Genomic DNA, 24,321 nt, shown 5'->3' on the forward strand with positions numbered 1-24,321 from the left:
GCCTCCGCGGATCGATGATCCGCGGAGGCCGGTTGGTTAATAGTTAGCCATAGGAAAGAGGTGACCCGACGGAATCACAAGACCTCAGTTGGCTTCAACCGAGGGGCGCGATTTCGCAAGTTGGTTGACGAGGTTCGCCGCGTCGGATGCACGACGTGCATCCGCGTACTTGGCCAATGGAGCCGAACACGTCTCGTCGCCGTAAACTCCGACGACGGTAAATAAACCGTGTAGCTCGCCTGTCTCGGCCCTCGAAAACAAGCCCGACCGGATCAGCGAAGCGAGGTTCTGCTGCCACAGTTGGGTATCGGCCAATTTCGTCAGCATGGCGAGCCCCTTGAGCTAATGAGTAGAGGACCTGGTCCTTGGCCATTCACGCGATCTGTCAACCGCTCCACTTCTATTCTAGACGCTCAAACTGCCGGAGTTGTTTTCGTCGCCTGGATTTTTTCGATCTTTTTTTACAGGGCCACTCTTCCCGGAGGATTTTCTTCCATGTCGCGATTATGCTCGTTTTGCCTCTAACCGTATAGAGAACCTGACTCACAATCAGGTTCGCATCGGGATCAAAACGCCTAAAGTTATCCCCGTGAAGACGTTGTGATAGACAGTTGCGGTTGCGATGGGAGATGTATTGCCGGCCTCTCGACCGTCTCCTCGACGCGAAACACTAACGTAAGCAAACCACGGGCCAGACTTCTACGAGAAGATTCGAAGTTGTGTCCATACGGGCCTTGACCCGAGAGTTATTTCGCGATCGGGGTGTCAAGTTTTCCGATTTTTCTCGGAAATAGGGACGAGTTGCCCCGCAACCGGAAAAATTCATGTCCAGGCAGGACAATTTTGTTGTCGGCGAGAATTTCCCAGATTGATCCTGGCCTCGATCGTCCTGAAACACTCTCTCATCCTGAGAACTGAGCGAGACTGCAATTAAGTTGAGCAATGACGGCGCGAAGGTTGAACATTTGAAGTCGGACACCTGATGCGATCTCCACGAAACCGATTGTGTTCGTGAAGTTGAAGCCATTCGTGAATGCTTTGGCTTATGTTTTGGTGGAATCACGCTGAAGAATTGCGCATAGTGTCGATTGCAAGGGCAAGGGCCCCGTGGACCACGACTTCTTCGCCGAGTTTGGCCGGCACAATGTCATAAGTCCCTCGGAATGGGGGGAAGACGTTGAGATCGAGCTGGCTCCGGATCGGCTCGAACCAGAGTTCTTCGCCCATTAGGGAGACGCCCCCGCCGAGGATGATCCGCCGCGGAGCGATGAGGGTGATGGCCTGGTTGAGCGCGTGGGCCATGGCGTGAACCGCCTTGCCGATGATGAATTTGGCCTCGGGGTCGCCGAGCCTGGCGGCCTCGGCGACGAGGGCGCCGGTGACTTTCTCGGGCTGCCCGCCGGCCATCCTGAGGATCATCCCGTGCTCGAGGTTCTTGGCGACCTGACGCTCGGCGTCGAGGCGGGCGGCCTGGCCGATGGCCCAGCCGGAGGCGACGTCCTCGAGCGTCTGGACCCCCATATCGCAGTTGTTGCGGTCGATGACCCAGAGGTGGCCGATCTCGAGGGCCCCCGCCCCGGCCCCCCGGAAGATCTTGCCGTCGAGGATCAGGCCCCCCCCGATCCCGCTCCCGATCGTCACGTAGAGCAAGGGGGAATGGTTCTCGCCGGCTCCGTAGCGGGCCTCGGCGAGCCCGGCGGTGTCCGCGTCGTTCTGCACCGTGACGAGCGGGATGCCGAGTCGCTCCCGGATCCAGGCGGCCAGCGGGAACCGGTCCCACCCTTCGATCTGGTGCGACTTGATGACGAGCCCCTTCTCGGCGTCGACCGGCCCTCCGAAGCCGATGCCGGCGGCGGCGACCGCTCCCGACTTCGTCGAGAGGCCCTGGGACTCGAGCAGGCGGGCGTAGGCCTCCTCGACCTGGGCGAGGATGCCCTGGGCACCTCGGGCCGGCTCGACCGTCCGGCGCTCGAGTGCGAGGATCTGGCCGTCGCCCCGGCCGAGGCCGAGCTGAAGCTTCGTGCCGCCGAACTCGATGCCCAACAAGAGAGGTTCAGTCGTCGCCATCGCCGACTCCTGGCGAAAGCGAGCCCGGTGCAGACGCGACGATCCTCGAAGGTGAGAGACTCACCCGTCGAGGATCTGGATGCCTCCCGGTGCTCGCTTCCCGGTGATTTCTCAAACGGGGAGAGGGAAAGCCATCAGCCGCCTTTCTATCACAACGGGCAGCCTGGCGAGAAGATCGCAGGCCCGTCGAACTTCGACCGCCCACAGGATCGGAGATCGGGCCGACGCAAGGTAGAATGCGAGGCTCTGACGACATTCGAAGCGACCCGGGATCTGGAGCCTTGGGAATGGGCCTGCTGGCAACGCTCTTGCTGAACTCCGCCCTGGGGCTGGCCGCCTACGGGGTGGCGAGGCACGGTTTCCGGCAGCCGCCGGGCCTGACTCGCACGCTCGCCGCCATCGTCCTGGCCTGGACCTGGGCGACGGTCGGCATGGAGCTGCTCGGTTCCCTCGGCTGGATGAGCCTGGGGACGCTGTTGCTCTGGGTGGGCCTCGGGCTGGTCATCGCGTTCGCGGTCCGCTCGGCCGATCGCCTGCGAGCCGAGGCGACGATCCCCGACGAGACGCGGGAACGCTGGGGCTGGTCGGGGACCCTCGCGATCGGCCTCGTGCTCTGGGTGACGATCCTGCTGGGGATCCCGGCCCTGTTCCTGCCGGTGAAGGTCGTGAGCGACGGCCCGATCTACCACCTCTACTTCGCCGCCCGCTGGTGGAAGGAAGGGCGACTCTCGCTGATCGCCGCCCCATTCGGGGAGAATGCCGCCTCCTATTTTCCGGCCGTGGGGGACCTCTGGTTCACCTGGCTGATGACCTCATGGGGGGGCGAGCGGCTCGCGAAGGTCGGGCAGATTCCGTTCTTGCTGACCTCGGCGCTGGCCTCGTTCGCGATCGCCCGCCGATTGGGGGCGTCATGCTCATCGGCCGTAGTGGCCGTCGCCTGGTTCGTCACGTCGAGCCCCCTGCTCCTCTTCTCGTTCGAGTCCAACGTCGACACCATCTTCACGGCCGGATACCTGCTGGCCGCGTTCTTCTTCCTGCGGTACGCACTGGACGATCCGAGCCGGTCGACCCTGGCGCTCGGCGGCCTGGCAGCGGGCGGTGCGCTCGGGTCGAAGGCGATCGGCGTGGTCTTCATCCCGATCCTGATCGCGCTGGCGTCGGCCTTGATTTTCATCAAGAATCGTCGAAGTCTGGTCCGGGTCCAACACCTGATCGTGCTCGGGATCACCCCGATGGTGATGGCGGGGTTCTGGTACGGCAGGAATCTCTGGCTGACCGGGAATCCGCTCTATCCGCTCCACGTAGCGCCGGGGGGGCACGTCCTGCTCTCGGGCTGGTACGACTCCTCGGTGATGAAATCGAGCCCCTATTACATCCCCCTGGGCGAGTGGCGGGCCATGCTCGACACCTTCCTGGCCGTGATGGATCCGAGGCTCGTCCCCTTCTGGGGCCTCGCCCTGCTCGGCGCCTGGTCGTGGGGCCGGTCGCGACGGGCGGATGCACGCCCCTCCTGGGTCTGGGCCTGCTCGGCGCTCGCCGTGCTCAATTTCGCACTCTACTGGGTGTTGATCCCATACCGGACGCAGCAGCGATTCATGCTCCACGCGATCGGCCTGGCGGCGGTGCCCCTGGCCCTGCTCCTGGATCGGAGCCGGATCCTGCGGGGGCTCGCGGTCGCCTTGCTGGCCATCCACCTGGGGACTTCGCAGGGGTGGCCCTTCTCCGGCCAGGCCCGGGAACCGCACTGGGACCTGAGCGCCTACATCCCGAACCGCATCCCCGGCCTAATCCCGCTTGAGTCGCTCCTGGAACCTTTCCTGTCGGGCGGCGACGTTGCGCGGCCGGTTCGCGGGGGCAATGTTGCCGCTCAGAAGACCGCCGCGATGCTCTCGGCCCTCGTGACTCTCTCGCTGGCGCTGGGGGCCCTGGTTGCCGCCTGGCTCTGGAGTCGGGTGCAGACGCTTCGACAATCGAGCCGCTTGCTCGTCGCGGTGGGTTTCACGTTTGGGTTGATCGCGGGGGCCTGGGCGTACCTCGTCCCGATGAGTGCCGATAGTCGGCTGCTCTTCTACCCACCATTTCGGGACTATTACCTCGGCTGGCTCGATCTCGAATCGCGTGCGGGGGCGTCGGGGACTCGCATCGCCTACTCGGGGACCGACCTCCCGTTCTACCTCCTCGGCGTCGGGCTCCGGAATGAGGTGCGCTACGTCAACGTCGACGCCCACCGCGGCTGGTTGCTGCACGACTACCATCGCGAGGCGGTCGCCCGCAAGGAGGGGACCTGGCCTAACTCGAGGCCGGGCTGGGATCGCATCCATCCCGACTACGACGCCTGGCTTGAGAACCTCAAGGCCGAGCAGATCCGGCTCCTTGTCGTCACCCAGGCCAACCCCGCGGAAGGTTCCCACAACATCGCCGATCAGGAGGGATTTCCGATCGAGCGGGTCTGGGCCGACGCGCACCCCGAGGTCTTCGAGCCCGTCTACGGCGTCGCCGAACGCGATCCCAAGATGCGGATCTATCGTCTCCGATCAGGCTTGCGTAACTCTTTATCCAAGAAGTCTTTCGGTCGAAATTGCTTGGTCTTAATCGCAACCCCGAGGAAATTCTCGGAGGAAAACCTACGGATCGTCGCGGGTTTCTCCACTAACAAGGTGTGGACGTGGGCCCGAAGTGAGTCGCCGCGGAGCCCGTGACGTGGGGTTCTCGGGCGGCTCGGGTTCCAGGTTCGACCTGGGGGATCAGGCGATGCGTCTGACGTTGCGTACGCTCCTGGCCTGGCTCGATGACACGCTGCCTCCTTCGGAGGTCCGCGAGATCGGCCGGCAAGTCGGTGAAAGTCCCTTCGCGAAGGATCTGGTCGAGCGTGTCCATCGCGTGACGCGCCAGCGTCGTCTGACGGTGCCGAGCCGGACTGGCCCCGATGCGACCGATCCCAACCTCGTCGCCAGCTACCTCGACAACGAACTTGCGGCCGAGAGGGTGGCCGAGTTCGAGAAGCAGTGCCTCACGTCCGACGTCCACCTGGCGGAAGTCGCGAGCGTCCACCAGATCCTCAGCCTGATCGGCCAGAAGGCCAAGGTGCCCAACGAGGCCAGGCACCGGATGTATCAGCTCGTGAAGGGGCGAGAGTCGGTCTCCCACAAGACCCCCCGGGCCTCGCAGCCCGAGGCCCCCGCGCCGATCTCCGAGCCGATCCAGCCGTGGGTCACGCCCGAGCCCCCGCGTCGTCCCTGGATCGAGCGCTTCGGGCCCGTCGCGGCGGTGCTCGCCCTGATTCTCGTCCTGTGCCTCTCGGCCTGGCAGAGTCTCTCGCCGCCGTCGCGGAGCAGCAACGCCCCGACTCCCGCCGAGACGGCCCTTGCCCCCGTGGATCAGGGGGCCGAGAAGAAAAAAGTCGCCGAGGCCGAGGCCGACAAGGTTGCCAAGAAGAAGGACGCCAAGACGCCCGACGCGGCCATCATCGCCAAGGCCGAGGCCGATGCGGCGACCCCCGAGGGGCCTCCCAAACCGGTCGGGGGCAACGAGGGGGAGGCCGAAGCCAAGGCCAAGGAAGACGCCGCCAGTAAGGCCGATATGGAGGCCATCGCGTCGGCCCTGCCGCCGGGGTTCGTAGGCCGGGCGGAGAAGCCCTCGGGCCTCCTACTACGCTACAACTCGGAGAAGCGTGATTGGGAACGGCTCGAGGCCGAGACCCCCTTGAAGCATCAGGATCGGCTCCTCAGCCTCAATCCGTATCGCTCCACCGTCGAACTCGGCTCGTCAAAGATCGAACTGGTGGGTGAGACCGAGGTCTGGGTCCTCTCCGCGACGCCGAATGAGGCCGGGCGACTGAGCGTGATCCAGGGGCGCGTCATCCTGCACGGGCCCGAGGCTCGAGCCCCCTTCAACATCCAGTTCGCCAAGAAGACGGTCCTGATCACCCCCCCCAGTCAAGGTATCGTCGGGATCGAGCGGATCAATCGTCGCGAGTCGGGCTCACCCGTCGCGAGCGACCCGTTCCTCAAGGTCTTCTCCCCGGCGGGAGAGGTCGCGCTCGAGGCGGGGGACGCGAAGGAGACCTTGTCGGGCCCCGGCACTCTCACCTACGAACCCCGGGGTGCCTGGACGAACCCGGACACCAAGGCGGCCCCGGCCTGGGTCGTCGACGCCAAGCCGACGCCTTATGACCAGGAACTCGGCGAGCAGTTCCTCGGCTTCTTCTCCGATCCCAAGCGTCCGATCCTGACCGTGCTGGTGTCGTCCCTGGACGACGATCGCAAGGACGTCCGCCGGCTGGCGATCTCCGCCCTCCGCGCCGTCGAGGGCATCACCTTCGTCGTCGCATTGTTGCGGAAGCCCGAGGATCCCGTCTCGCGCCGGGCCTCGATCGGCGTCCTTCGCTCGTTCCTGGGTCAGGGTGCAGACGCCTCGCGCGACCTGCAGTCGCAACTCCAGAATGACTTTGGTGAGGAACTGTCGGGGACCGTGGCGAAGCTCCTGATCGGCTACACCGCCAAGGAGGCTCGCGACCCCGCGACCTACTCCAGGCTCGTCGAATACCTCAGCTCGCCGGAGGTCGCCGTCCGCGAATTGGCGATCGACAATCTCCAGTCGCTCACCGGCCGCGACGAGCTTGGGTATGACCCCGACCAGCCGCAAGGCAAGGGCCTGCGTGCGTGGAAGGAGCTCGACCACAACCACGAATTGGTCCCCCGAAATGCGGCGAAACCGGCCGCCACCGAGGCCGAGCCCAAGGTCGAGCCTTGATGAGGTTCGCCCTCGTGGACGGAGTCCGAGCGACGCCCCCGTTGACCCGGTCAGCGGCGGGCGTCGCTCTTTTGATGGGGTGGTCTGCAGGGTGGGCCGTCAGACCTGTGCCAATGCCGCCGACCGCGAAAGGCGGGTCCCCGGGCTCTTCAGGAAGCCGCCGAGGATCTCCCGCGAACGCTTGGCCGCGGTGGCGTACGCTTCCGTCAGCGTCGGGCCGCTCACCTCGAGAGAATATCCGAGGCGTTGCATGTGGACGAAATAAGTCGGACCATAGTTGTCCGTCGTCGAGGTGTGCCAGAGGTCCCAGCCGTCCGTTCGAAGACGGGCGGACACCAACTCCCAAACGAACATGGTGTAATCTCCCGTTGCGAGTCACACAATAGGCCCGCATGCAGCCTTATTGCCTCAGGGTGGCCGGCGTCACTCCTGACAGGTGAACTATGGCTAACGCAGGAGACCTGGGCAAATTCTTTTGTGTATTTTCTCTGGATTAACAGGCAAGGAGTTGACGGTTGGACCAGGATTATCGTCCATTTCAGGTCGTGGCGGAGAAGCTGGCACTCGAGGCCGGTACTCTGTTGCGAGAGGCATATGGCCGGGTCTCTGCCCGAGAGAAGGCCCCCGGCGATCTGGTCACGGACGCCGATTTCGCCAGCCAAGCCCTCATCGCCGAAGGCGTCTCCCTCGCATTCCCCGAGCACACGTTCCTGGGGGAGGAGCAAGGGGCCGACTTCGACCCGACCCGCCCCTGGCGCTGGATCGTCGACCCCCTCGACGGCACGATCAACTTTGCCCACGGCTTCCCGTTCTGGGCGGTCTCAATCGCGCTCGAGCATGAGGGGAAGCTCGTCGTCGGGGTCGTGCATAATCCGCTCTCGTCCGAGACCTTCAGCGCCCGGCTCGGCGGGGGAGCGACCCGGAATGGCCAGCCGATTTCGGTGAGCCGCGCCGCGAACCTTCGCGACTGCCTGATCAGCACGGCCCTCCCGACGGATTTCCACCGCGATGCCGATCGCCTGATGGCGTACATGCGTCGCTTCTCGACCGGGACTCACTCCGTGCGCAGGACCGGTTCATCGGCCTTGAACCTGGCGCACATCGCCGTCGGCGGGTTCGACGTCTGCTACGCGACCTGGATGAACTCCTGGGATGCCGCGGCGGGGGTCTTGCTGGTCCAGGAGGCCGGCGGGCGCATCACCAAACTGGACGGCGGGCCCTACGACCTGTACGGCGGCGAAATCCTCGCGACGAACGGCCGCGTGCACGACGAGTCCCTCCGCGTACTCGCCGAGGCACCGGGGACCGCCTGAATCGGCAGGCAGGATTGTCCCGATGCTATGATCTTCCATCATGATTGGTTGTATCTTCATTATTTGAATGATTGTCGATGGGCCGTTGTGTTGGTGGACGCGGCGGGGATTCGGGGCGAGATGGTTTCTTCCTCGATCCTTCATCACGCGTTCTCGGGCGGCGGTTCCAATGGATCCGCAACCTGCGACACGACCACGGAGTCGGTAGACCGCCATGCGCGGTCCTGGGCGATCCTCGCCGGCGGCTCGGGCGGGTCGAGGGGCACGGCTCCCGTCGTGCGCTCGCAGGCGATGAGCTTCGGCCTCGGGATGTCCCGGGTACCGAGGCGCTCTACCCGGCAACTTGGAGGATCTCCATGCTCGTCCGACGGCTCTTGGCCCTGGTTCTCTCGGTCTCGGCGATGGGGGCGTGCGCGACTGCCGCGGACGCGGAGGCGCCTCGACTCAACCAGATCCAGGTGATCGGTTCGCACAACTCGTATCACATCGCCCCGCACCCCAGCGTCCTCGCGTTGATCGCGGCGGGCGGGAAGAATCACGCGACGGGCCTCGACTACTCGCATCGAAAGCTCGCCGAGCAGTTCTCGGAGCTCAAGATCCGCCAGATCGAGCTGGACGTTTTCTCCGATCCCCAGGGGGGACGCTACGCCAACCCGACGGCCCGCAAGGTCTTGAAGGGGCTGGGGAAAGACCCCGGTCCCGACCCCGACGAGGGGGGAGCCCTCCGCAAGCCCGGGTTCAAGGTCTTCCACGTCCAGGACATCGACTACCTGACGACGGCCACCACGCTTGTCGATGCGTTGAAGCAGGTGCGGGCCTGGTCCCAGGCGCACCCGCGTCATGTCCCGATCATGATCCTGCTCGAGCTCAAGGTCGAGAAGTTCACCGCCCTGCCCACGCATCCGGCGGCCTTCACGAAGACCGAGTTGGATGGGGTCGATGCCGAGGTCCTCTCCGTCTTCAAGCGGGACGAGATCCTGACCCCGGACGATGTCCGCGGGGAATACTCGACCCTGCCCGAGGCCATCCAGAAGCGAGGCTGGCCGAAGCTCTCCGACGTTCGCGGCAAGGTCATGTTCGCGCTCGACAACGAGGGCGAGGAGCGCACCCGATACCTGGAAGGCCACGAGGCCCTCAAGGGTCGCCTGATGTTCGTCAGCGTCCCCGCCAATCATCCGGCCGCGGCCTGGATGAAGATCAATGACGTGTTTGCCGACTACGACCGCATCGTCGAGGCCGTCCGCGCCGGGTTCATGGTGCGGACGCGCGCCGACGCCGATACCGCCGAGTCGCGCAAGAACGACACGACCCGCCGTGATAAGGCTCTTTCGAGCGGCGCTCAGTACATCAGCACCGATTACGCCGAGTCCCGGCCCGATTTCTCCCCCTATCACGTCCGCTTGCCCAAGGGCATCGCCGCCCGGACCAACCCCATCAGCGGCGATCCCGCCCAGGCCGACCTCGATCTGGAAGGCCCCGTCGAGGCCAACTCGGGTCGTTGATCCCTCCCTGGCAAGGACTTGTAATCAACTCACTCGCCTTTGGGTGAGCGGTAATCTTTGAAAAGGGCCCCCTCCGTCGAACAGAACGGAGAGGGGCCCGTATTGCTTTTGAGGCCTTTGGAACTCGGAGAGGCTTCTCCGGGACCGATCGGCCTCGAGTCGATGCGCGCTGCCTGGGGATTGATCGCCACGTCTTCCGCATCAGGTCAGTCTTTGCACGCGAGTCGTCAGCCCATCGGGCACCTGCGCCAATACGTCCGTCGAGTGAGGTTTTGGCGGATTTTGATGGATTGTCCGAAATCATCGGTTGTAGTTCGAGGAAGGGGTGGGGGCATTTTGTCGGGCGTCGGTCGAGCGTCCGAGGCCCGATTGGGTCCACATCTGCGAACCCTGAGAACGTCCCGAGGATCTTGTCCGCATTCGGGTTAGCGATCGGCTGGGCGACTTTGTGGCCTGGGTAATTGCGGTCGTGGCGGCAAGGCATTCCGGGTGTTATACTCGAGTAGAGATTGGCACGACGCAACGATTGGAAAACGGACGCCTTCTCAGAAGAGTTTTCGCGACGAGGGCGTCGCCGAAGGTCCGGGCCCCGGGTCATTTCTCAACGGGGATTGATCCTCGATTTTTCCTCCTGAAGGTCCACCGAATTGCAACGGCTCACGTGGCTGCTGTTGGGGAGTGCGCTCGCCTTGGGGGTTGTGTCGCCAGCACGAACCTGCAAGGCCGTCGAGCCTCCCGACTCGTCCGCGAAAACGGAAGCGAACCCGGTGGCCCCGACTCACGCCCCGGCCTCGGCTCCCGAATCGACTCCGGCTCCTGCCGCGGCCCCGGTCGCCGCACCGGCTCTCGCCAATCCGGCCGAGCAACCCCCCGTCAACATCCTGCTGAAGTCGCCGGCCGACTTCGGCGAGTTCTTGAAGTCGCTGCAACGCCCCGACTTCATCCTGATGTCGGGGGAGGAGCTCAAGAATCGCCTCGAGCGTGCCAGGGAGGGGGGCAAGCCCTCCGACCCCTGGGCGGTCGTGATTCGCTCGGTGGCCGTCCGCGGTGAAGTCGTTGCCGACCTGGCGAACCTCTCACTCGAGCTGAACGCCGTCCTCTCCTCTCCCGACGCGGCCTGGGTGCCGATCCGCCTCGACAATCTGACCGTGATCGAGGCCCGCGAAGGCTCTAAGGTGCTCCCGCTCAAGGTGGCCCAGGGGGGCGGCTGGCAGGTTGAGCTGAGGGGGGCAGGCGAGCACAAGTTGCAGGTCGACCTCAAGGTCCGGCTCCGCTCGAGCACCGAGGGGCAGCACCTCGACCTGGCGATCCCCGAGGCGGCGTCGACCGAGGTCCGCTTCGACGTGGATCAGGTCCTCAAAGATGCGACGGCCACGTCCAGCGAGTCGCTGGAGCTGACCCCCATCCGCGAAGGGAACGGCACGAGGGTCTCGGCGCACCTCTCACCCCGGTCTCGACTCGATGTTTCCTGGCGGGTCGAATCCGATCCCGCGGCGCAGCTACCCCCGCTCCTGACGATGCAGGGGGAGATCGCCATCGACCTCGATCCGGGTTCGTTCCGAACCCGATCCTCGTGGGTCGTGAGGTCGGTCCGAGGGGCCTCTCGGAGCCTCGAATTCCGGCTCGACCCCGACGACGAAGTCCTCGAACTTTCTCTGGATGGCCAGCCCGTGCCGGCGGGGCTCGAACGGGTCGAGAATGGCACGCGCCTGACGATCCAACTGACGGAGCCCTTGCGTCCTGGGCCGACGAAGCGGCTCGTCATGGCCACGCGACGGAACCTCTCGCTCCAGTCGGCGGAGCGGATCACGTTCGGCGGCTTCTCCCTGGCCAACGCGAAGGAGCAGAACGGCGCCATCGGGATCGCGCAGGGGGGGAACCTCTTCATCAGCGGCACAACGGGTCGCGGGCTCCGCCAGATCGACCCCAGGACTGGCCTCCCGGACGACCTCCGGACGAGGCCTTCCACCGTCCTGGCCTACCAGTTCGTCGACCAGCCGTTCGAGCTGACCTTGCGTGTCGACGCCTCGCCCCCGCTGGTGCGGACCGACGCCCGGACCAACGTGAAGCTCGACGCCGGCCAGGCCCGAGTCGACACCTGGCTGAAGTACGAAGCGGCCAACGGACGCCTTTTCGACCTCCACGTGCGTCTCCCTCGAGGGCTCGAGCTCGAGTCGGTCGGCCCCAAGGAGATGGTCGAGTCGTCGCAGCTCATCCCCGACGCCGAGGGGAGCCGGATGCTGACGATCCGCCTGGCCTCCCGGCCCCAGGAACGGAGCAGCATCGAGATCCACGTCACCGGGCATCAGGCGATCGACGCATCCAAACCCGTGGATATTGCGCTCTTCCAGCCGAGGGAGTCGGCCTCGGGGGGGGGCCGCGTGGCCGTGGTCGCCGAGCGAAACTTGACGGTGGATCTCGTCGACGACGAGGCATCGAACGTCCCCCTAGCCTCGTTCCGTCCCGCCCGCCAGGAGATCCCGATCGACTGGCCGTTGTCGCAAGGGGAGCCGTTGCGGGTCTCCCCCGCCCTCTGGCTCAACTACGACGGCAACCCGGCCGCTATGCCCCTGAAGATCGCGGTACATCCGAGGTCGGTCTCCGCCACCACGAACCTCTTCGTCGACGTCTCGCGACGGGGGATCGAGACGAGGCAGGAGACCGAGTGCTCCGTGCAGTTCGGCACGCTCGACCACCTCGACATCGAGATCCCGCACGCCCTCGTCCGGCGCTGGGAGCTCGAGAGCGACGACGTCGCCAGCCCCATCGACCTGGGGATGAACTCCTCGGGGGGGCGACTCGTCCGGCTCAAGTTCGCCGAGCCCGTGACGGACAAGGTCATGCTCGTCTTCCGGTTCAGGCTGCCCCGGAGCCTGCCCCTCTCGTCGGGCAAGCCGGTGGACTTGCTCCTCGACTGGCTGCGGATCCGATCGAGCAACACGAACGTCCGCATGACCGCCATGCCCGAGTCGGGGATCCGGCTCCAGTCCCGTTCCGTGGAGTGGAGCCCGGTCGAGGACGAGGACCCCGCGTTGGAGGACGGCCCGGCGCTGTCGGCTCGCCTCTCCCTGGCGACCACGGACGTCGACGGCACTCGCGATCCGATGGTGATGTCGGCCTCGGCACTGACCCTGACCACCCTGCCCAACGTCGTGGCCCATCACCTCTGGCTGAGGACCATCCGGGGCCTGGACCAGGAGCTGAGGACGACCGCCCGCTACCGGCTCGAGACTCAGTCTTCGAACGTCTCGATCGCCCTGCCGAACAAGTCGGTGCTGATCCAGGCCAGGGTCGGTGGCGAGACGATCTCCCAGATCGAGCAACTCCCGCAGGCGTCGAGCTACCGGTTCCAACTCCCCGAGCGTTTCCGCAATGGCCCGATCGCCTTCGAGGTCGAGTACGTCTCGCCGCGCCCGGAAGGGACGCAGGCGACCTGGCAGCCTCCGCAACTGCTGGATGGGGGGATCGTGCAGCAGACCTTCTGGGAGATCCGCCTGCCGTCGAGCCATGCGCTCGTGGGGGTGCCGGAAGGCTGGACCGACGAAAACCACTGGTACTGGGATCGCTACGTCTGGAAGCGGAAGCCCTGGGTCTCGGCCGCCACGCTGGCCTCCTGGATCGGCATCACGTCGCCGACTTCGAAGTCCACCGAGGATCTGGTCGAGGACGGTCGCGAAGGCTATCACAATTACATGTTCGGGCGCCCCGGCGCACCTTCGGAGTTCCGCCCGTTGATCTTCTCGAGGGCGGGGCTCGTCGGCCTCTGGTCCGGCTCCGCGCTCGCCATCGGGGTGATCGTCCTCTACCTGGGGTCCTGGCTGAGGATCGTGGTCCTCGCCATCCTGGCCCTGGGCCTGTCGATCTGCCTGGCACTGCTGCCGAGCGCGACGATCCTCGCCCTGCAATCGGCGGCCATCGGGTTTGTATTTACGCTGGTCGCGGCGGTGATGAAGCGTCAGATCGAGCGGCCGAGGCCGCTGGCGTCGACTCTCTTCGGCGAGCCGGCTCCGCCGTCTGCGACCTCCGCCCTGCCCGGCTCCTCGATTCGGTCGATGGGGGTTGTCGGCTCCGACGAGTCGACCGCGATCCGAGTGCGGCCGGCCTCAACGGTGGATCATCTCCCCAACGTCGCCTCGATAAGTTCCGAGGCGAGTTCGGGCTCGGGGCGCACCGGCGTCGGCGACGATGATTGACGCAGGCGCACGAAATCTCTCCCGTACCAAGGACCAGGTGATGGGATCCAAAGCGGGCGACCGGGTCTTGCCTGCCGGTCCGGCCAATGACCGTACTCGCGCGGATGGGGCGAAGCCGCGGCTCCTGGCGTTGCTGGCGTACGTCCTCGCGTCTACGCTCGCGGCGGCCCCGCCCGACGTGATTTCCGTCCAGGTGCCAGCGTCGAAGGTGGACACCGTCTTCCCGGTCGGGACGCAGTTGCGCGGGACCACGGCCGCAGAGCTGGATACCCTCGTCACCAAGGCTCGCGAGGGGAGCCGGCAGGAGTCGCGCGAGACGCCCCCGCGACTCCTGCGTGCGAAGCACACCGCCCGCTGGGATCAGGGGGCACTCATCGGCCGATCCGAGCTGATCGTCGCCAACGAGGCCGGCCGGCCGGCCGTGCTGACGCTCTCCCCCTGGTCGCCGGCGATCACCCGCTCGGACGAGAAGGCGAATCGGCTCCGGATGAGCGACGGCGGGCAGACGGCGGTCCTCGTCGACCCCACGGATTCGACGATCACCCTGGGCTGGCAACTGCAGGCCAGGCCCAACTCGTCGGGCAAGGGGTTCTCGCTCGGCCTGCCGGAGAGCGTGACGACCAGCCTCGAGCTCGAATTGCCCGCGGGCTGGGTGCCCGAAGGGGTCGAGGGGATCTGGCAAGGCCCTCGCGAGGCCGGCGATGCCTCGCGCAAGCTCTGGCAGTTCGACGGCAGGGGGGGGCAACTCAACCTGAGAATCTCGGACCGCAACGTCCGGGGGATCGCCCCGACCGACATGGGGGTCTGGGTCTCGGGGCCGACGAGGGTCGAGCTGGCGGAGGCCTCGGCGAACTGGACGACCGACTGGGAGGTGCAGCTCGCCCCTCGGGGGACGCGGCGGATCCAGGTCGAGCTGGACCCTGGCCTCGAGTTCCTCGACGCGACCGGGCCGGGAGTCGAGTCGTCGAGCGCCGAGATCGTGGAGAACCGCACGCGCGTCTCGGTCCAGTTCTCGGCCAAGCTCACGGGCTCGACCCACGTGAAGTTCCGGGCGTTCACGAGGGTCCCGAGCGAGGGCCCCTGGGCGATCCCGGCGATCCGCCCGATCGACGCCCTCTGGACGGGGGGCCGGACGAGCCTCAAGCTCGACGCGAGCCGGATCATCTCCGCTTGCCGTGAGCAGGCCGGGCGGCGGGTCGCCCCCGAGCCGAAGGAGGTCTCCGAAGGGAATCTCGTCGTTTTCGAGGCGAACGAGCCGAAGTCGGTCGCGGTCCTCGACTTCTCGCGCCCGAAGGTGGAGGCGTCGGTCGAGGTCCAGGGGCAGCTGCAACTCGGCAACTCGGCCCCGAGGCTCGAGGCCCGCTGCACCTGGCGTCTCCAGCGAGGGGTCTTGCTCGGCCTGGACGTCGACCTGCCCCCCGCCTGGGTCCCCGAGCTCGTCCAGTTCGAAGGCATCAGCGCCGCGCCCGCCTGGCACTCCGAGTCGAGGCCCGGCGGCGAGGTCCGCGTCCACGTCATGCCCCCGTCGGGGGACTTCAGCCGGAACGACCTCGTCCTCGTCGTGGCCGCGACCGCCACGTTCCCGGGGGGCCGGGGCCCGATGTCGCTGCCTCGCGTCAGGCCGGTCGGCGTGCGGGTCAGCGATGAGCGCTGGGTCGCGAAGACCGAGGCCGGGCTCTCATTGCAGCCGACGGCTGCCAAGGGGCTGGCCTGGATTGACCCCAAGCTCATCGCGAGCACGCCCGAGCGCGAGAAGTCGGGCTCGGCCTTCCGCGAGGCCCTCGCATGGCGCTGGCTCACCGACAGGGCCGAGGCCCGCGTGGAGCGCGAGCGGGTCGAGTCGGAGGCGACGGGGTCGGTCGTGCTCGTCGCCAACCTGACGCGGGATCGGCTCTCGCTCGACTGGACGATCCGCGTGCCTCGACCGCAAGGGGCGCAACGCACCTTGCTCCTGGCGGTGACCGACCCGGTCGCCCCCTTAAAGTCCTGGCGTTTCACCGAAGAAGGGAGCGGACTCGACGTCCCGTTCCAGTCCGTCAACCCGGCGAAGCATCCCTCGCTGATCTTGCCGGAGAACTCCGAGGCCTGGGAACTTCGCCTCCCGTCGCCGGCGAGGGGGCCGTTCACGATCCGAGGCCGCCTCGACCTGCCCTGGAAGGGTCGCGGGCAGGTCCCGCTCTTGACCCTGGCCGACCGCGTGCAGTGTCGCAATGTCGTCCTGGTCCAGGAATCGCGTGAGGTCCGCTCGAAGGTCGAGAGCGACGGGCTCGAGAGGCTCGACCCCTCGGTCACGGCCGAGGCACTCGAGCTAATCTCCGAGACCTCGGGGGACGCGGGCGATCTCATGGGGACTCGCCGACGCGCCGTGCATGCCTTCAGCTACCTTCGTCGAGGGGGCCGACTCGCCCTGACGACCGAGCGTCTGGATCCGGCCCAGAGCGAAGGGGTCATCGACCGCGCGGTGCTGACGACGTTCGTCGACCCGGCCGGGCCGTCGCGTCATTGCCTGGCCTTGCGGGTCGCCAGCAACGGCGCCCGCTCCCTGACGATCGGGCTCCCCGCGGGTGCCACCCTGCTCCGCGCCCGTCGCGATGGCCAGCCGCTGGTCCCGATCGAGACCGATGGCGGGTTCTCTCTCCCGCTGAATGGCCTGGTCTCGTCGCGAGGGATCAGCACGATTGCCCTCGATTACCTGACCCCCATGCGCGACGCGGGGGCCGACCGCGTCCTCAGGCCGGAGCGCCCGGCGTCGTCCATGCCGTTCCTCGCCTTCCGCTGGGAGATCGTCGCGCCCAAGGCCTGGCGCATCGACCAGGTCCGGGGGAGCCTCACCAAGGCCGACCCGGATCCCGCCGAGTCGTGGATCGGCGACGTCCTCGGGGGGCTTTCCTCGAGCTGGGATCCGCGACGGTCCCTGACGAATCTCACCCGCAAGGAGATCTTCGATTCGTTCGACCGGCGAGGGCTCGGGGCGAAGCACCAGGAGATCACCCTGGGCGAGCTGCTCACTCGGTTCGACGTGGGCCCCTGGCCGATCGTGGTCGATGCCATGGCGCTCGAGGCCGCGGGCCTGGGTCCGAAGTCCAAGACCACTTTGGCGGAGCCCGCCGCCAATACTGCGGGTGCCAGCTCCGCGAGGATGGTCCTCGGCTCGATGGGGGTGATGCTCGTCCCCATCGGCGACATGATCCTGGCGACGACGCGCGCCGAGTCTCCCGAGCGGGCAGGAGGCGCCTTCCAGGAGCCTGGCGGGCGTGACGGCTGGATCGTGCCGATGCGGGCGGCCACAGCCTGGGGCTCCGACGGCTCGGATCGGCTCCAGTCGGTGCCCCGTTGGCTGGGCGAGGTCACGCCAAGGTCTCGCGTCAGCGGGGAGCTCGTCGACTTCGAGACCCTCCGCGAAGGCTGGCGGATCTGGCGGTTCTCGGCTCTGGGCTGGCCCGAGCAGGGGATCAGCGTGCGGCTCGTGAATACGCGGGTCCACCAGGCCTGGCGCTGGGGCTGCATGGTCGCCATGATCCTGGCGGGGGTCGCCGCGCGTAACCTGCCCCGGCGGGTCCGGAGCCTCGGGTTGGCGACGCTCGTGGCCATCGGGATCTTGATCTCGAGCACCCCTTTGCAAGGGCGGTTCGAGTCGGTTGTGACGGGAATCCTCGTCGGGGCCTTGGCGGTCCTCTTCTACTGGCTCGGCAGGGCCTGGAAGCCCGGCGATCGTCCTCGAATGCGGACGGCACCCAACTCCTCGCTGGTCCGGGTTCCCGCAGGCGTGGCCTTGCTGCTGGCCGTCGCCCTCGGCAGCGGCCTGCTGACCATCTGGGATCGCCCCGCGCGGGCCCAGGCCGAGGCCGCCCGCACGATTCTCATCGCCTTCCCGTTCGAGGGCCAGGCCGACCCCGCTCGAAAACCCGATCGGGCGATCCTCCGACTGGACGACTACGAATACCTGAAATCGTTGGCCGAGCGGGCCGCCCCCGCGACGCTCCCCGGCGTCTCGGCGCTCGGCGTGACGCATCGGGTGACCTCCAAATCGGAACGGCAATGGGTCGTCGAGTCCGAGTATGAGCTCGTCGCCGACGGATCCTCTCCAGCGACCTGGAGCGTGCCCGTCGGCGCCGCACGCGACCTCGTGGCGACGCTCGACGGTGCCCTCGCGCCGTTGCAGATCAGCGACGCCGGGCGTGTGGCGATGATCGCGGTCTCTGGCCCGGGGACGCATCATCTCTCGATCAAGCGAACAATCGTCGCCCAGCAGTCCGAGGCAGGGGAAAACCTCCTCCTCCCGATCAACCCGCTCGCGGCGGCCCGCGTCGTCGTGCAGCAAGGGCCCGAGTCGGCAACCCTCGAAATCCCCGGCGCCCGCGGCAAGGTCGCGGCGCGAGGTTCGAACATCGAGGGGGACCTCGGGCCGATCGACCAGCTCGAATTGCGATGGCTGTCCAAGCGAAAGATTCCGCGCACGGTCCAGTCGGGGACCGTCGACGGCCTGATCCTCTGGGACGCCGAGCCGGCCGGGGACCGTGTCCGGGCGAGGCTCACCTACCGCAACCCAGGCGGTAGCTCGCGAATCAGGCTCCAGCTCCAGCCCGGCCTGATCATCCGGCCCGTGAGCCTCCCCGGGCTGCTCGACGCCACATGGCAAGGAACTCCCGAGAGGCCGGAATGGGTCGCGAGCGTCGAGCCCCCCCTGCCCGATGGCGCGGCCATCCTGCTCGAGTTCTGGAGGCCTCGCGACCCGTCGAATGCGGCCAATGCCGCCGCGCGACGGCTCCCGGTCGTCGAGCCGGTCGGGGTCGAGCGCTACTCCGGCGCGATAGGCTTCCGGAGGCCCGCCGACTGGACGGGGCGGCTCGCGACACTCAGCGGCCTCGATTCGATCACCGAGGAGGCCTTCGTCCGCGCCTGGGGCACCCTGCCCGCCGAGCCCCTGACGCTCTCCGGGGCCATGCGGTTCACGAGGGCGCCGGAGCTCAGCATCGCGACGGGCCCGCCCCGAGACCGACCGTCCGTGCAGCCTCGCGTCCGCCTCACGATCGGCCCCGGGCGGCTCGGGTTCGACATGAGGATCGACCTCCGCGACCCGTCGGGGACCACGAATCAGCTCGCCTTCGAGGTTTCCAGGGGTCTTCGGATCGTCCAGGTCGACGGGGACGGCCTCACGGATTGGGGACGCGACGGGGATACGCTCCGACTCCGCTTCGATGGGGCCTCGGCCAAGCGGCGGCAGATCCGGGTCCAGGGCTGGGAGGCCGTGATTTCGGATCCGCTCTCGACGATTGCCACGAGCCAGGACATGAGCGTACCCTGGCCGGATTGGGTCGAGGCGGAGGCCCGTCCGGGGATGCTTTCGATCGACAGCCCGACCCCGTTCCAGCTCGCCACCAACACGGGCGTCGCCCCGCTTGAGGCGGTCCAGGCGGAACCCGACGCCTCGGCGGCCTTGCCCCATCGGAGGTCGTTCCAGGTGACGACGGCGGAAGGCCTTGGCAAGCTGCGCTGGGAGGTCGAGCCGGCTCGGATCAACGTCGCGATACGGAGTCATGTCACGATCCATCCCGACTGGGCGGAGTGGGTTGCCGTGGTCCGCTACGAGGTCTCGGGAGGTGCCTGCGACGCGGTGCATCTCCGCCTGCCGAGCACCTGGGCCTCGACGGCCGAGGTCGCAATCGCCGGGGATACCCACCAACTGACGTCGGAGGCCCGCGACGCGACGACCTTCTGGGCGATCCGCCCCGAGCGGCCCTTCTGGGGCTCGCAGCAGTTGATCGTCCGCGCGACGAGGCCGATCAGCGCCGGAGAAACCCTGGCCTTCCCCGACCTTAACCCGCTCGGCAAAGGCTCGGTTGATACGTACCTGGCGATCACCAATGCGTCGGGCCGGGAGCTCGCCACCGAGGGCTCGCCGGGCGTCCAGCAGATCGACGACCGGAACCAATTTCTCGATGATGTATTCACCTTGTTACCAGGATTTCGTGAGAGCGTCTTCCACGTGAGGTCGACATCCTGGTCGCTGAAGGTGATCCCGTCCAGGGGGGCACGCCTGACCGGGGCCGACGCCAGGCCGGCGCGCGTCGCCCTCGCCGACCTCGGCTGCGAGGTGATGGGGGACGGCTCGGTGCTGGGGCTCGCCCGCTATGAGGTCGAGCCACACTCGGGGACTTTCCTTCCACTCGAGTTGCCGGCCGGGGCCGAGCTGCTCTGGACCTCGGTCAATAACCTCGCCGAGCGGGCCCTCAAGTCGGTCTCGGGGCAGTGGGTCATCCCGATCGACGACGAGGCGGTCAGCCACGTCTCCCTGATCTGGCGAGGGGGGCCGGTCGCGCCGGAGCCGCTGAAAGGGCAGCCGGTCTCTCTCCCGACCCTGACGCAAGCCAAGGTGACGACGCTCCTCACCGTGCGGGCTCCCGCCACGGTCAAGCTCGTGCCCACCGACCGCCGCCTCGTCGCCGTCCCGAGGGATCGGATCGAGACCGAGAAGGCGGAGTGGCTGAAACGCTCGATCCAGGACGAACTCGTCAAGATCGACCGCAGCTCCTTGCGCGATCGTTCCCGGCTCATGTCGGCATTACTCCGCTTCGAGCTCGTCCTGCGCTCGGCCGACCGCTCGGCGGCCTGGGATCCGTCGTCGTTGAACACGCAAGGGTCGTGGGTGGATAGCCTGCGGCATCGGCTCCGTGTGCTCCGCTCGTCGCTACTCGAGCCGATCGAGATGGCGGGGCTTGAGGAGCTGCCGCGCAGGGTCCAGGCCCACATGGGGCAGGTCCCTGAGAATGCGGAGGATGCCTCGATCGAGGTCCCGGAACCCCTCGCCCCCGTCCGACTCCAGCATTCTGGGCAGCCGCACCATTACCTCATCGAAGACACGACCATCGGCGAGTCGAAGCCGACCTCGCTCCTGAATGCGGAACTGGCCCCGAAATCCGCCCGTAACGCCGACGAGCAACCCGGCCTCGTGCTCACGGCCATGTTCGCTCCGGTCGTCGTCTGCGGCCTCCTGAGCGAGCGCGTGCGGACCAGGCGAGTCGGTGCCCTGGCATCGGTGGTGGCCTTGTTCGTCCTGGGCGTCATCGCCGGGCCGCTCGTCTTCGTGGCGGCGATCGCCTTGGTGCTGGTCGGGCGCTACGGTTGAGCGTTCGGAAACGATCCCGCGGGGCGCAAACGACGAACGCCGCCGTCGAGCCTCGACGGCGGCGTTCGGGAAGGCTCAACGGGTGATCCAGGCCTTGGAGGTCAGATCAACTCGGCGATCGGCTTGCCGGCGTCGACGAGCTTGATCGGACGGCCGCGGGGGGTGGTCCACTGGGTGGCGAGGTCGAGGCCCATCGCCTTGGTCATGGTGGCGATGACGTCCATCGGGCCGACGGGCTTGTCGACGATGTCGACGCCGTCCTTGTCGGTCGCGCCCACGGCCTGGCCGCCCTTGATGCCCCCGCCGCCGAGCACTACCGACCAGCTCCGCGGCCAGTGGTCGCGGCCGGCGTCCTGGTTGATCCTCGGGGTCCGACCGAAGTCGCCCATCCAGGCGATGACCGTGTCGTCGAGCAAGCCGCGCTGTTCGAGGTCGGCGACGAGGGCGCCCATCCCTTTGTCGAGCTCGGGGAGGAGCCGCTTGGACAGCGTGTCGAAGGCGTTGGCGTGGGTGTCCCAGCCGCCGAGGCTGACCTCGACGAAGGTGACGCCCATCTCGACGAGCTTGCGGGCCATGAGGCAGCCGGCGCCGAACGAGCCGCGGCCGTAGGCGTCGCGGACTTCGGCGGGCTCGCTGTCGAGGCTCAGGGCGGCCCGGGTCGAGCCGGATTGCATCATCTTCACGGTCTTGGCGTAGACGGCGTGGTGGTCGGTCGCCCCCTGCCCCCGGCGCTGGGAGATGAAGTTGCGCTCGACGAGGTTGAGCATCTGGAGCCGACGCTCCATGCGTTCGTCGCCGATGCCGTCCGGCGGGCTCAGGTTCGCGACCTTGCCGTTGGGGTTGTTGACGACGAACGGCGAGTGGGCCATGCCCAGGAAGCCCGCGCCGACGCCCGGCCCGTTGATCGAGATGGCGTGGGGCAAGGCGAGCTCATTGTTCCTCGAGCCGAGCTCATAGGCGAAGGCCGAGCCGAAGCTGGAATGCACCACGGTCGGGTTGGGGGCATACCCCGTGTGCATCATGTACGTGCCGCGGTCGTGGTTCCCCTCTTTCGAGTTGAGGGACCGGACGACGCTCAGGTGCTTCATCTGCTTGGCGACGTTCGGCAGGTGCTCCGAGATCATGACGCCGTTGGCCGAGGTCTCGATCGGCTTGAACGGGCCGCCGTTCTTCTCGCTCTCGGGCTTGAGATCCCACGTATCCATGTGGCTGGGACCGCCGCCCATCCACAGCAGGATGCAGCTCTTCGTCTTCTTGCCGCGGGTCTGCTGGGCGTTCGCCTCGAGCGACCCGAGGAATTGCACGGCCGGGACGGCCATGGCGCTCGCCGCCATGTGGCCGAAGAAGTGTCTGCGGGACATCCCGCTAGGAAGGATCAGGCGGTCTGACATCGGTCGAAAACCCCCTTGAGCCCCGGATTCCGAGGCGTTTTCGGGATGACGCGTTCCGGGCAGGCCCAACCTGCCCGGAGACACTCGGTTCAATGGTTCAGGACGAACTCGTTGGAATTGAGCAGGGACCAGAAGAGGTCCTCAAGGACGTAGACCGTGTCGGGGTTCGACCCCAGGTAGCTTCTGGCCATGTTCATCTCGCCGCGTGAGGGGGCACGGCTCAAGGCGGCCAGGAAGAGGTTATTGACCATGTACAGCTCGGGGGCGACCTTCCCTTGTCGGAGGGCCCTCGTCTTGAGGTCCTCGAGGAAGCTGCCCGACTTACCGCCGACGGCCTTCGCCATCAGCTCGCCGTTCATCATCATGAGGGCCTGGGGGATCGTGCCGTTGAAGGTGGTCGTCTCCCCTTCCTCGTCGTTGGCGAAGGCGAAGACGAACTGGCCCAGCCAGGCGTCACGCTGCTTGTCCATGTTGTTCGCCCCTCCGGCCTTGTGGGCGGCCGTTGCCGTGAGGAGCGAGTCGAAGAGTTGCTCGGGAGAAAAGGGCTTCAGCGCCATGTGGCTGAAGAGGGTCTCGTCCTTGTCGTTGGACTTCGTCATCGCGCTGGACAGGTTGTACGCCTGGCTGTTCATGATCCAGCGGATCAGGGACTTCACGTCGTAGTTGCTGGCCTGGAATTCCTTGGCCAGGGCATCGAGCAACTCGGGGTGGCTCGCGGGGTTGTGGGCCCCGAAGTCGTCGACCGGGTTCACGAAGCCCCTGCCGAAGAAGTAGCCCCACATCCGGTTCACGAAGGCCTTGGCGAAGTCGTCATTCTTGGGGTCGGTGATGAGCTTGCCGAGCTCGACACGGCGGTCGACGTCGGTCCCCTGGCTGATCTTGCGGCCATCGAGGAACCGGGGGAAGGCGATGCCCATCAGGCCGTTGCGCTTGTCGAAGCTGGCGTAGGCGTCGGTCGGCTCGTCGGTCATCTCGGTGTGGTCATACACCTCGGCGCCGGTGGCGTCTTCCTTGCGGACCTCCTCGGCCTTCACCCCCTTGTAGAAGGCGTTGATGCCCCAGAAGTCCGCCTGCTTCCAGTCGTTGGAGGGGTGGTCATGGCATTGGGTGCACTGGATCTGCTGGCCGAGGAAGACGCGAGTCGTCACCGAGGTCAGCGGCACGGCCCCCATGTCCAGGTGGGACAACGGGAAGTTCACCGCGCCGTTTTCTTTGTTCGAGCCCTTGGCAGTAATCAGATCGAAGGCGACTTCATTCCAGGGGCGGTCGGCGTTGAACTGCTTCCGGAGCCAGGCGGAGAGCGCGGCGCGGTCGACCATCCGATCCTGCTGCTTCCGACCGATCAGGACGACCGTGAAGACGTTGCCGAAGTTTTTGGCGAAATCCTCGTGCTTGAGCAGGTATTCGACCAGCTTCGCCCGCTTCCCCTTCTCTTTGGAGTGGAGGAACGCGGAAGCCTCTTCGATATTGGGGATCCGGCCGAGGACGTCGAGATAGGCCCGACGCAGATACTCCTCGTCGGTGCATTCCTTCGAGGGCTTGATTTTGGCCTCGTCCCACGACTCCTTGATCATCCTATCCAGGAAGTCGGGTTTGAGCTTCCCGGGCGTCGCATTCGACTCCGAGGCCCCCTTGGAATCGGTGGCGACAGTCGGCTTGGCGTCGGCGGCCTTTGGGCTGGGCTTGCTGGTGTCGCCCGCGTGCGAGAACTGCACCCCTGCCAGGATCATGGGGATCGCAACGACCGTCGTGCGCGAGAGCGCTCGCCAGATAGGACACGTTCTCATCGTCCCACTCCTGATAGAGGCCGAGGCCCTACAGATCGGAACCTGCGCGTGAGTTGATTCCCGAACTCTGATTTGACCGGTTGAGTCTCAGACTACGTCAAAGTATCAGGATTGGTCAAAGAGAATCTGCAGGGAAGCAAGGAATTCTGCGTGGTTGACCACATCGTCGAATGCATTGACCATTGCATGA

Annotated in this window: 11 protein-coding genes; 6 read left to right on the plus strand and 5 right to left on the minus strand. The window is 66.6% G+C overall.

The features are described from left to right. Positions 1-84: 84 nt before the first annotated feature. Positions 85-327: a hypothetical protein gene (locus ACOYYX_RS26725; RefSeq protein WP_422925364.1), complete on the minus strand. Its 243-nt coding sequence runs from the start codon at positions 325-327 to the stop codon at positions 85-87. 732 nt (positions 328-1,059) lie between these two features. Beyond that, positions 1,060-2,067 (minus strand): ROK family protein, encoded by a 1,008-nt coding sequence (locus ACOYYX_RS26730; RefSeq protein ID WP_422925365.1) that lies wholly within the window; start codon positions 2,065-2,067, stop codon positions 1,060-1,062. Positions 2,068-2,354: 287 nt separating this feature from the next. Between ACOYYX_RS26730 and ACOYYX_RS26735 the strand changes: the two genes are divergently transcribed. Both ACOYYX_RS26735 and ACOYYX_RS26740 read left to right on the plus strand, forming a co-directional pair. Continuing rightward, on the plus strand, positions 2,355-4,766 hold the full coding sequence (locus tag ACOYYX_RS26735) for a glycosyltransferase family 39 protein (RefSeq protein WP_422925367.1): 2,412 nt from the start codon (positions 2,355-2,357) through the stop codon (positions 4,764-4,766). A 1-nt stretch (position 4,767) separates the two neighbouring features. Next, the gene (locus ACOYYX_RS26740) at positions 4,768-6,819 is read left to right on the plus strand and encodes a HEAT repeat domain-containing protein (protein ID WP_422925369.1); all 2,052 of its coding nucleotides are present in this window, start codon (positions 4,768-4,770) and stop codon (positions 6,817-6,819) included. A 99-nt stretch (positions 6,820-6,918) separates the two neighbouring features. Here ACOYYX_RS26740 and ACOYYX_RS26745 read toward each other — a convergent pair whose 3' ends face one another. Beyond that, complete coding sequence (locus tag ACOYYX_RS26745; RefSeq protein ID WP_422925371.1) at positions 6,919-7,173, minus strand: hypothetical protein; 255 nt, start codon at positions 7,171-7,173, stop codon at positions 6,919-6,921. 161 nt (positions 7,174-7,334) lie between these two features. Between ACOYYX_RS26745 and ACOYYX_RS26750 the strand changes: the two genes are divergently transcribed. From ACOYYX_RS26750 to ACOYYX_RS26765, 4 genes are all read left to right on the plus strand, one after another. Continuing rightward, positions 7,335-8,132 carry an inositol monophosphatase family protein gene (locus tag ACOYYX_RS26750; protein ID WP_422925373.1) on the plus strand — a complete coding sequence of 266 codons (798 nt, stop codon included), beginning with the start codon at positions 7,335-7,337 and terminating at the stop codon, positions 8,130-8,132. Between the two features lie 356 nt (positions 8,133-8,488). Next, entirely contained in the window at positions 8,489-9,634 is a 1,146-nt protein-coding gene (locus ACOYYX_RS26755) for a phosphatidylinositol-specific phospholipase C1-like protein (protein WP_422925375.1), read from the plus strand. 767 nt (positions 9,635-10,401) lie between these two features. Then, the gene (locus ACOYYX_RS26760; protein ID WP_422925377.1) at positions 10,402-13,827 is read left to right on the plus strand and encodes a hypothetical protein; all 3,426 of its coding nucleotides are present in this window, start codon (positions 10,402-10,404) and stop codon (positions 13,825-13,827) included. Between the two features lie 40 nt (positions 13,828-13,867). Next, positions 13,868-20,953 (plus strand): hypothetical protein, encoded by a 7,086-nt coding sequence (locus ACOYYX_RS26765; RefSeq protein WP_422925379.1) that lies wholly within the window; start codon positions 13,868-13,870, stop codon positions 20,951-20,953. A gap of 101 nt (positions 20,954-21,054) precedes the next feature. On the opposite strand, the gene ACOYYX_RS26770 is transcribed toward ACOYYX_RS26765, so the two are convergent. After that, positions 21,055-22,344 carry a DUF1501 domain-containing protein gene (locus ACOYYX_RS26770; protein WP_422925381.1) on the minus strand — a complete coding sequence of 430 codons (1,290 nt, stop codon included), beginning with the start codon at positions 22,342-22,344 and terminating at the stop codon, positions 21,055-21,057. An 89-nt stretch (positions 22,345-22,433) separates the two neighbouring features. Next, positions 22,434-24,131: a DUF1553 domain-containing protein gene (locus ACOYYX_RS26775; protein WP_422925383.1), complete on the minus strand. Its 1,698-nt coding sequence runs from the start codon at positions 24,129-24,131 to the stop codon at positions 22,434-22,436. Positions 24,132-24,321 lie beyond the last annotated feature (190 nt).

The sequence above is a fragment of the Singulisphaera chitinilytica genome (assembly GCF_049331405.1).
Lineage (GTDB): Bacteria > Planctomycetota > Planctomycetia > Isosphaerales > Isosphaeraceae > PoT.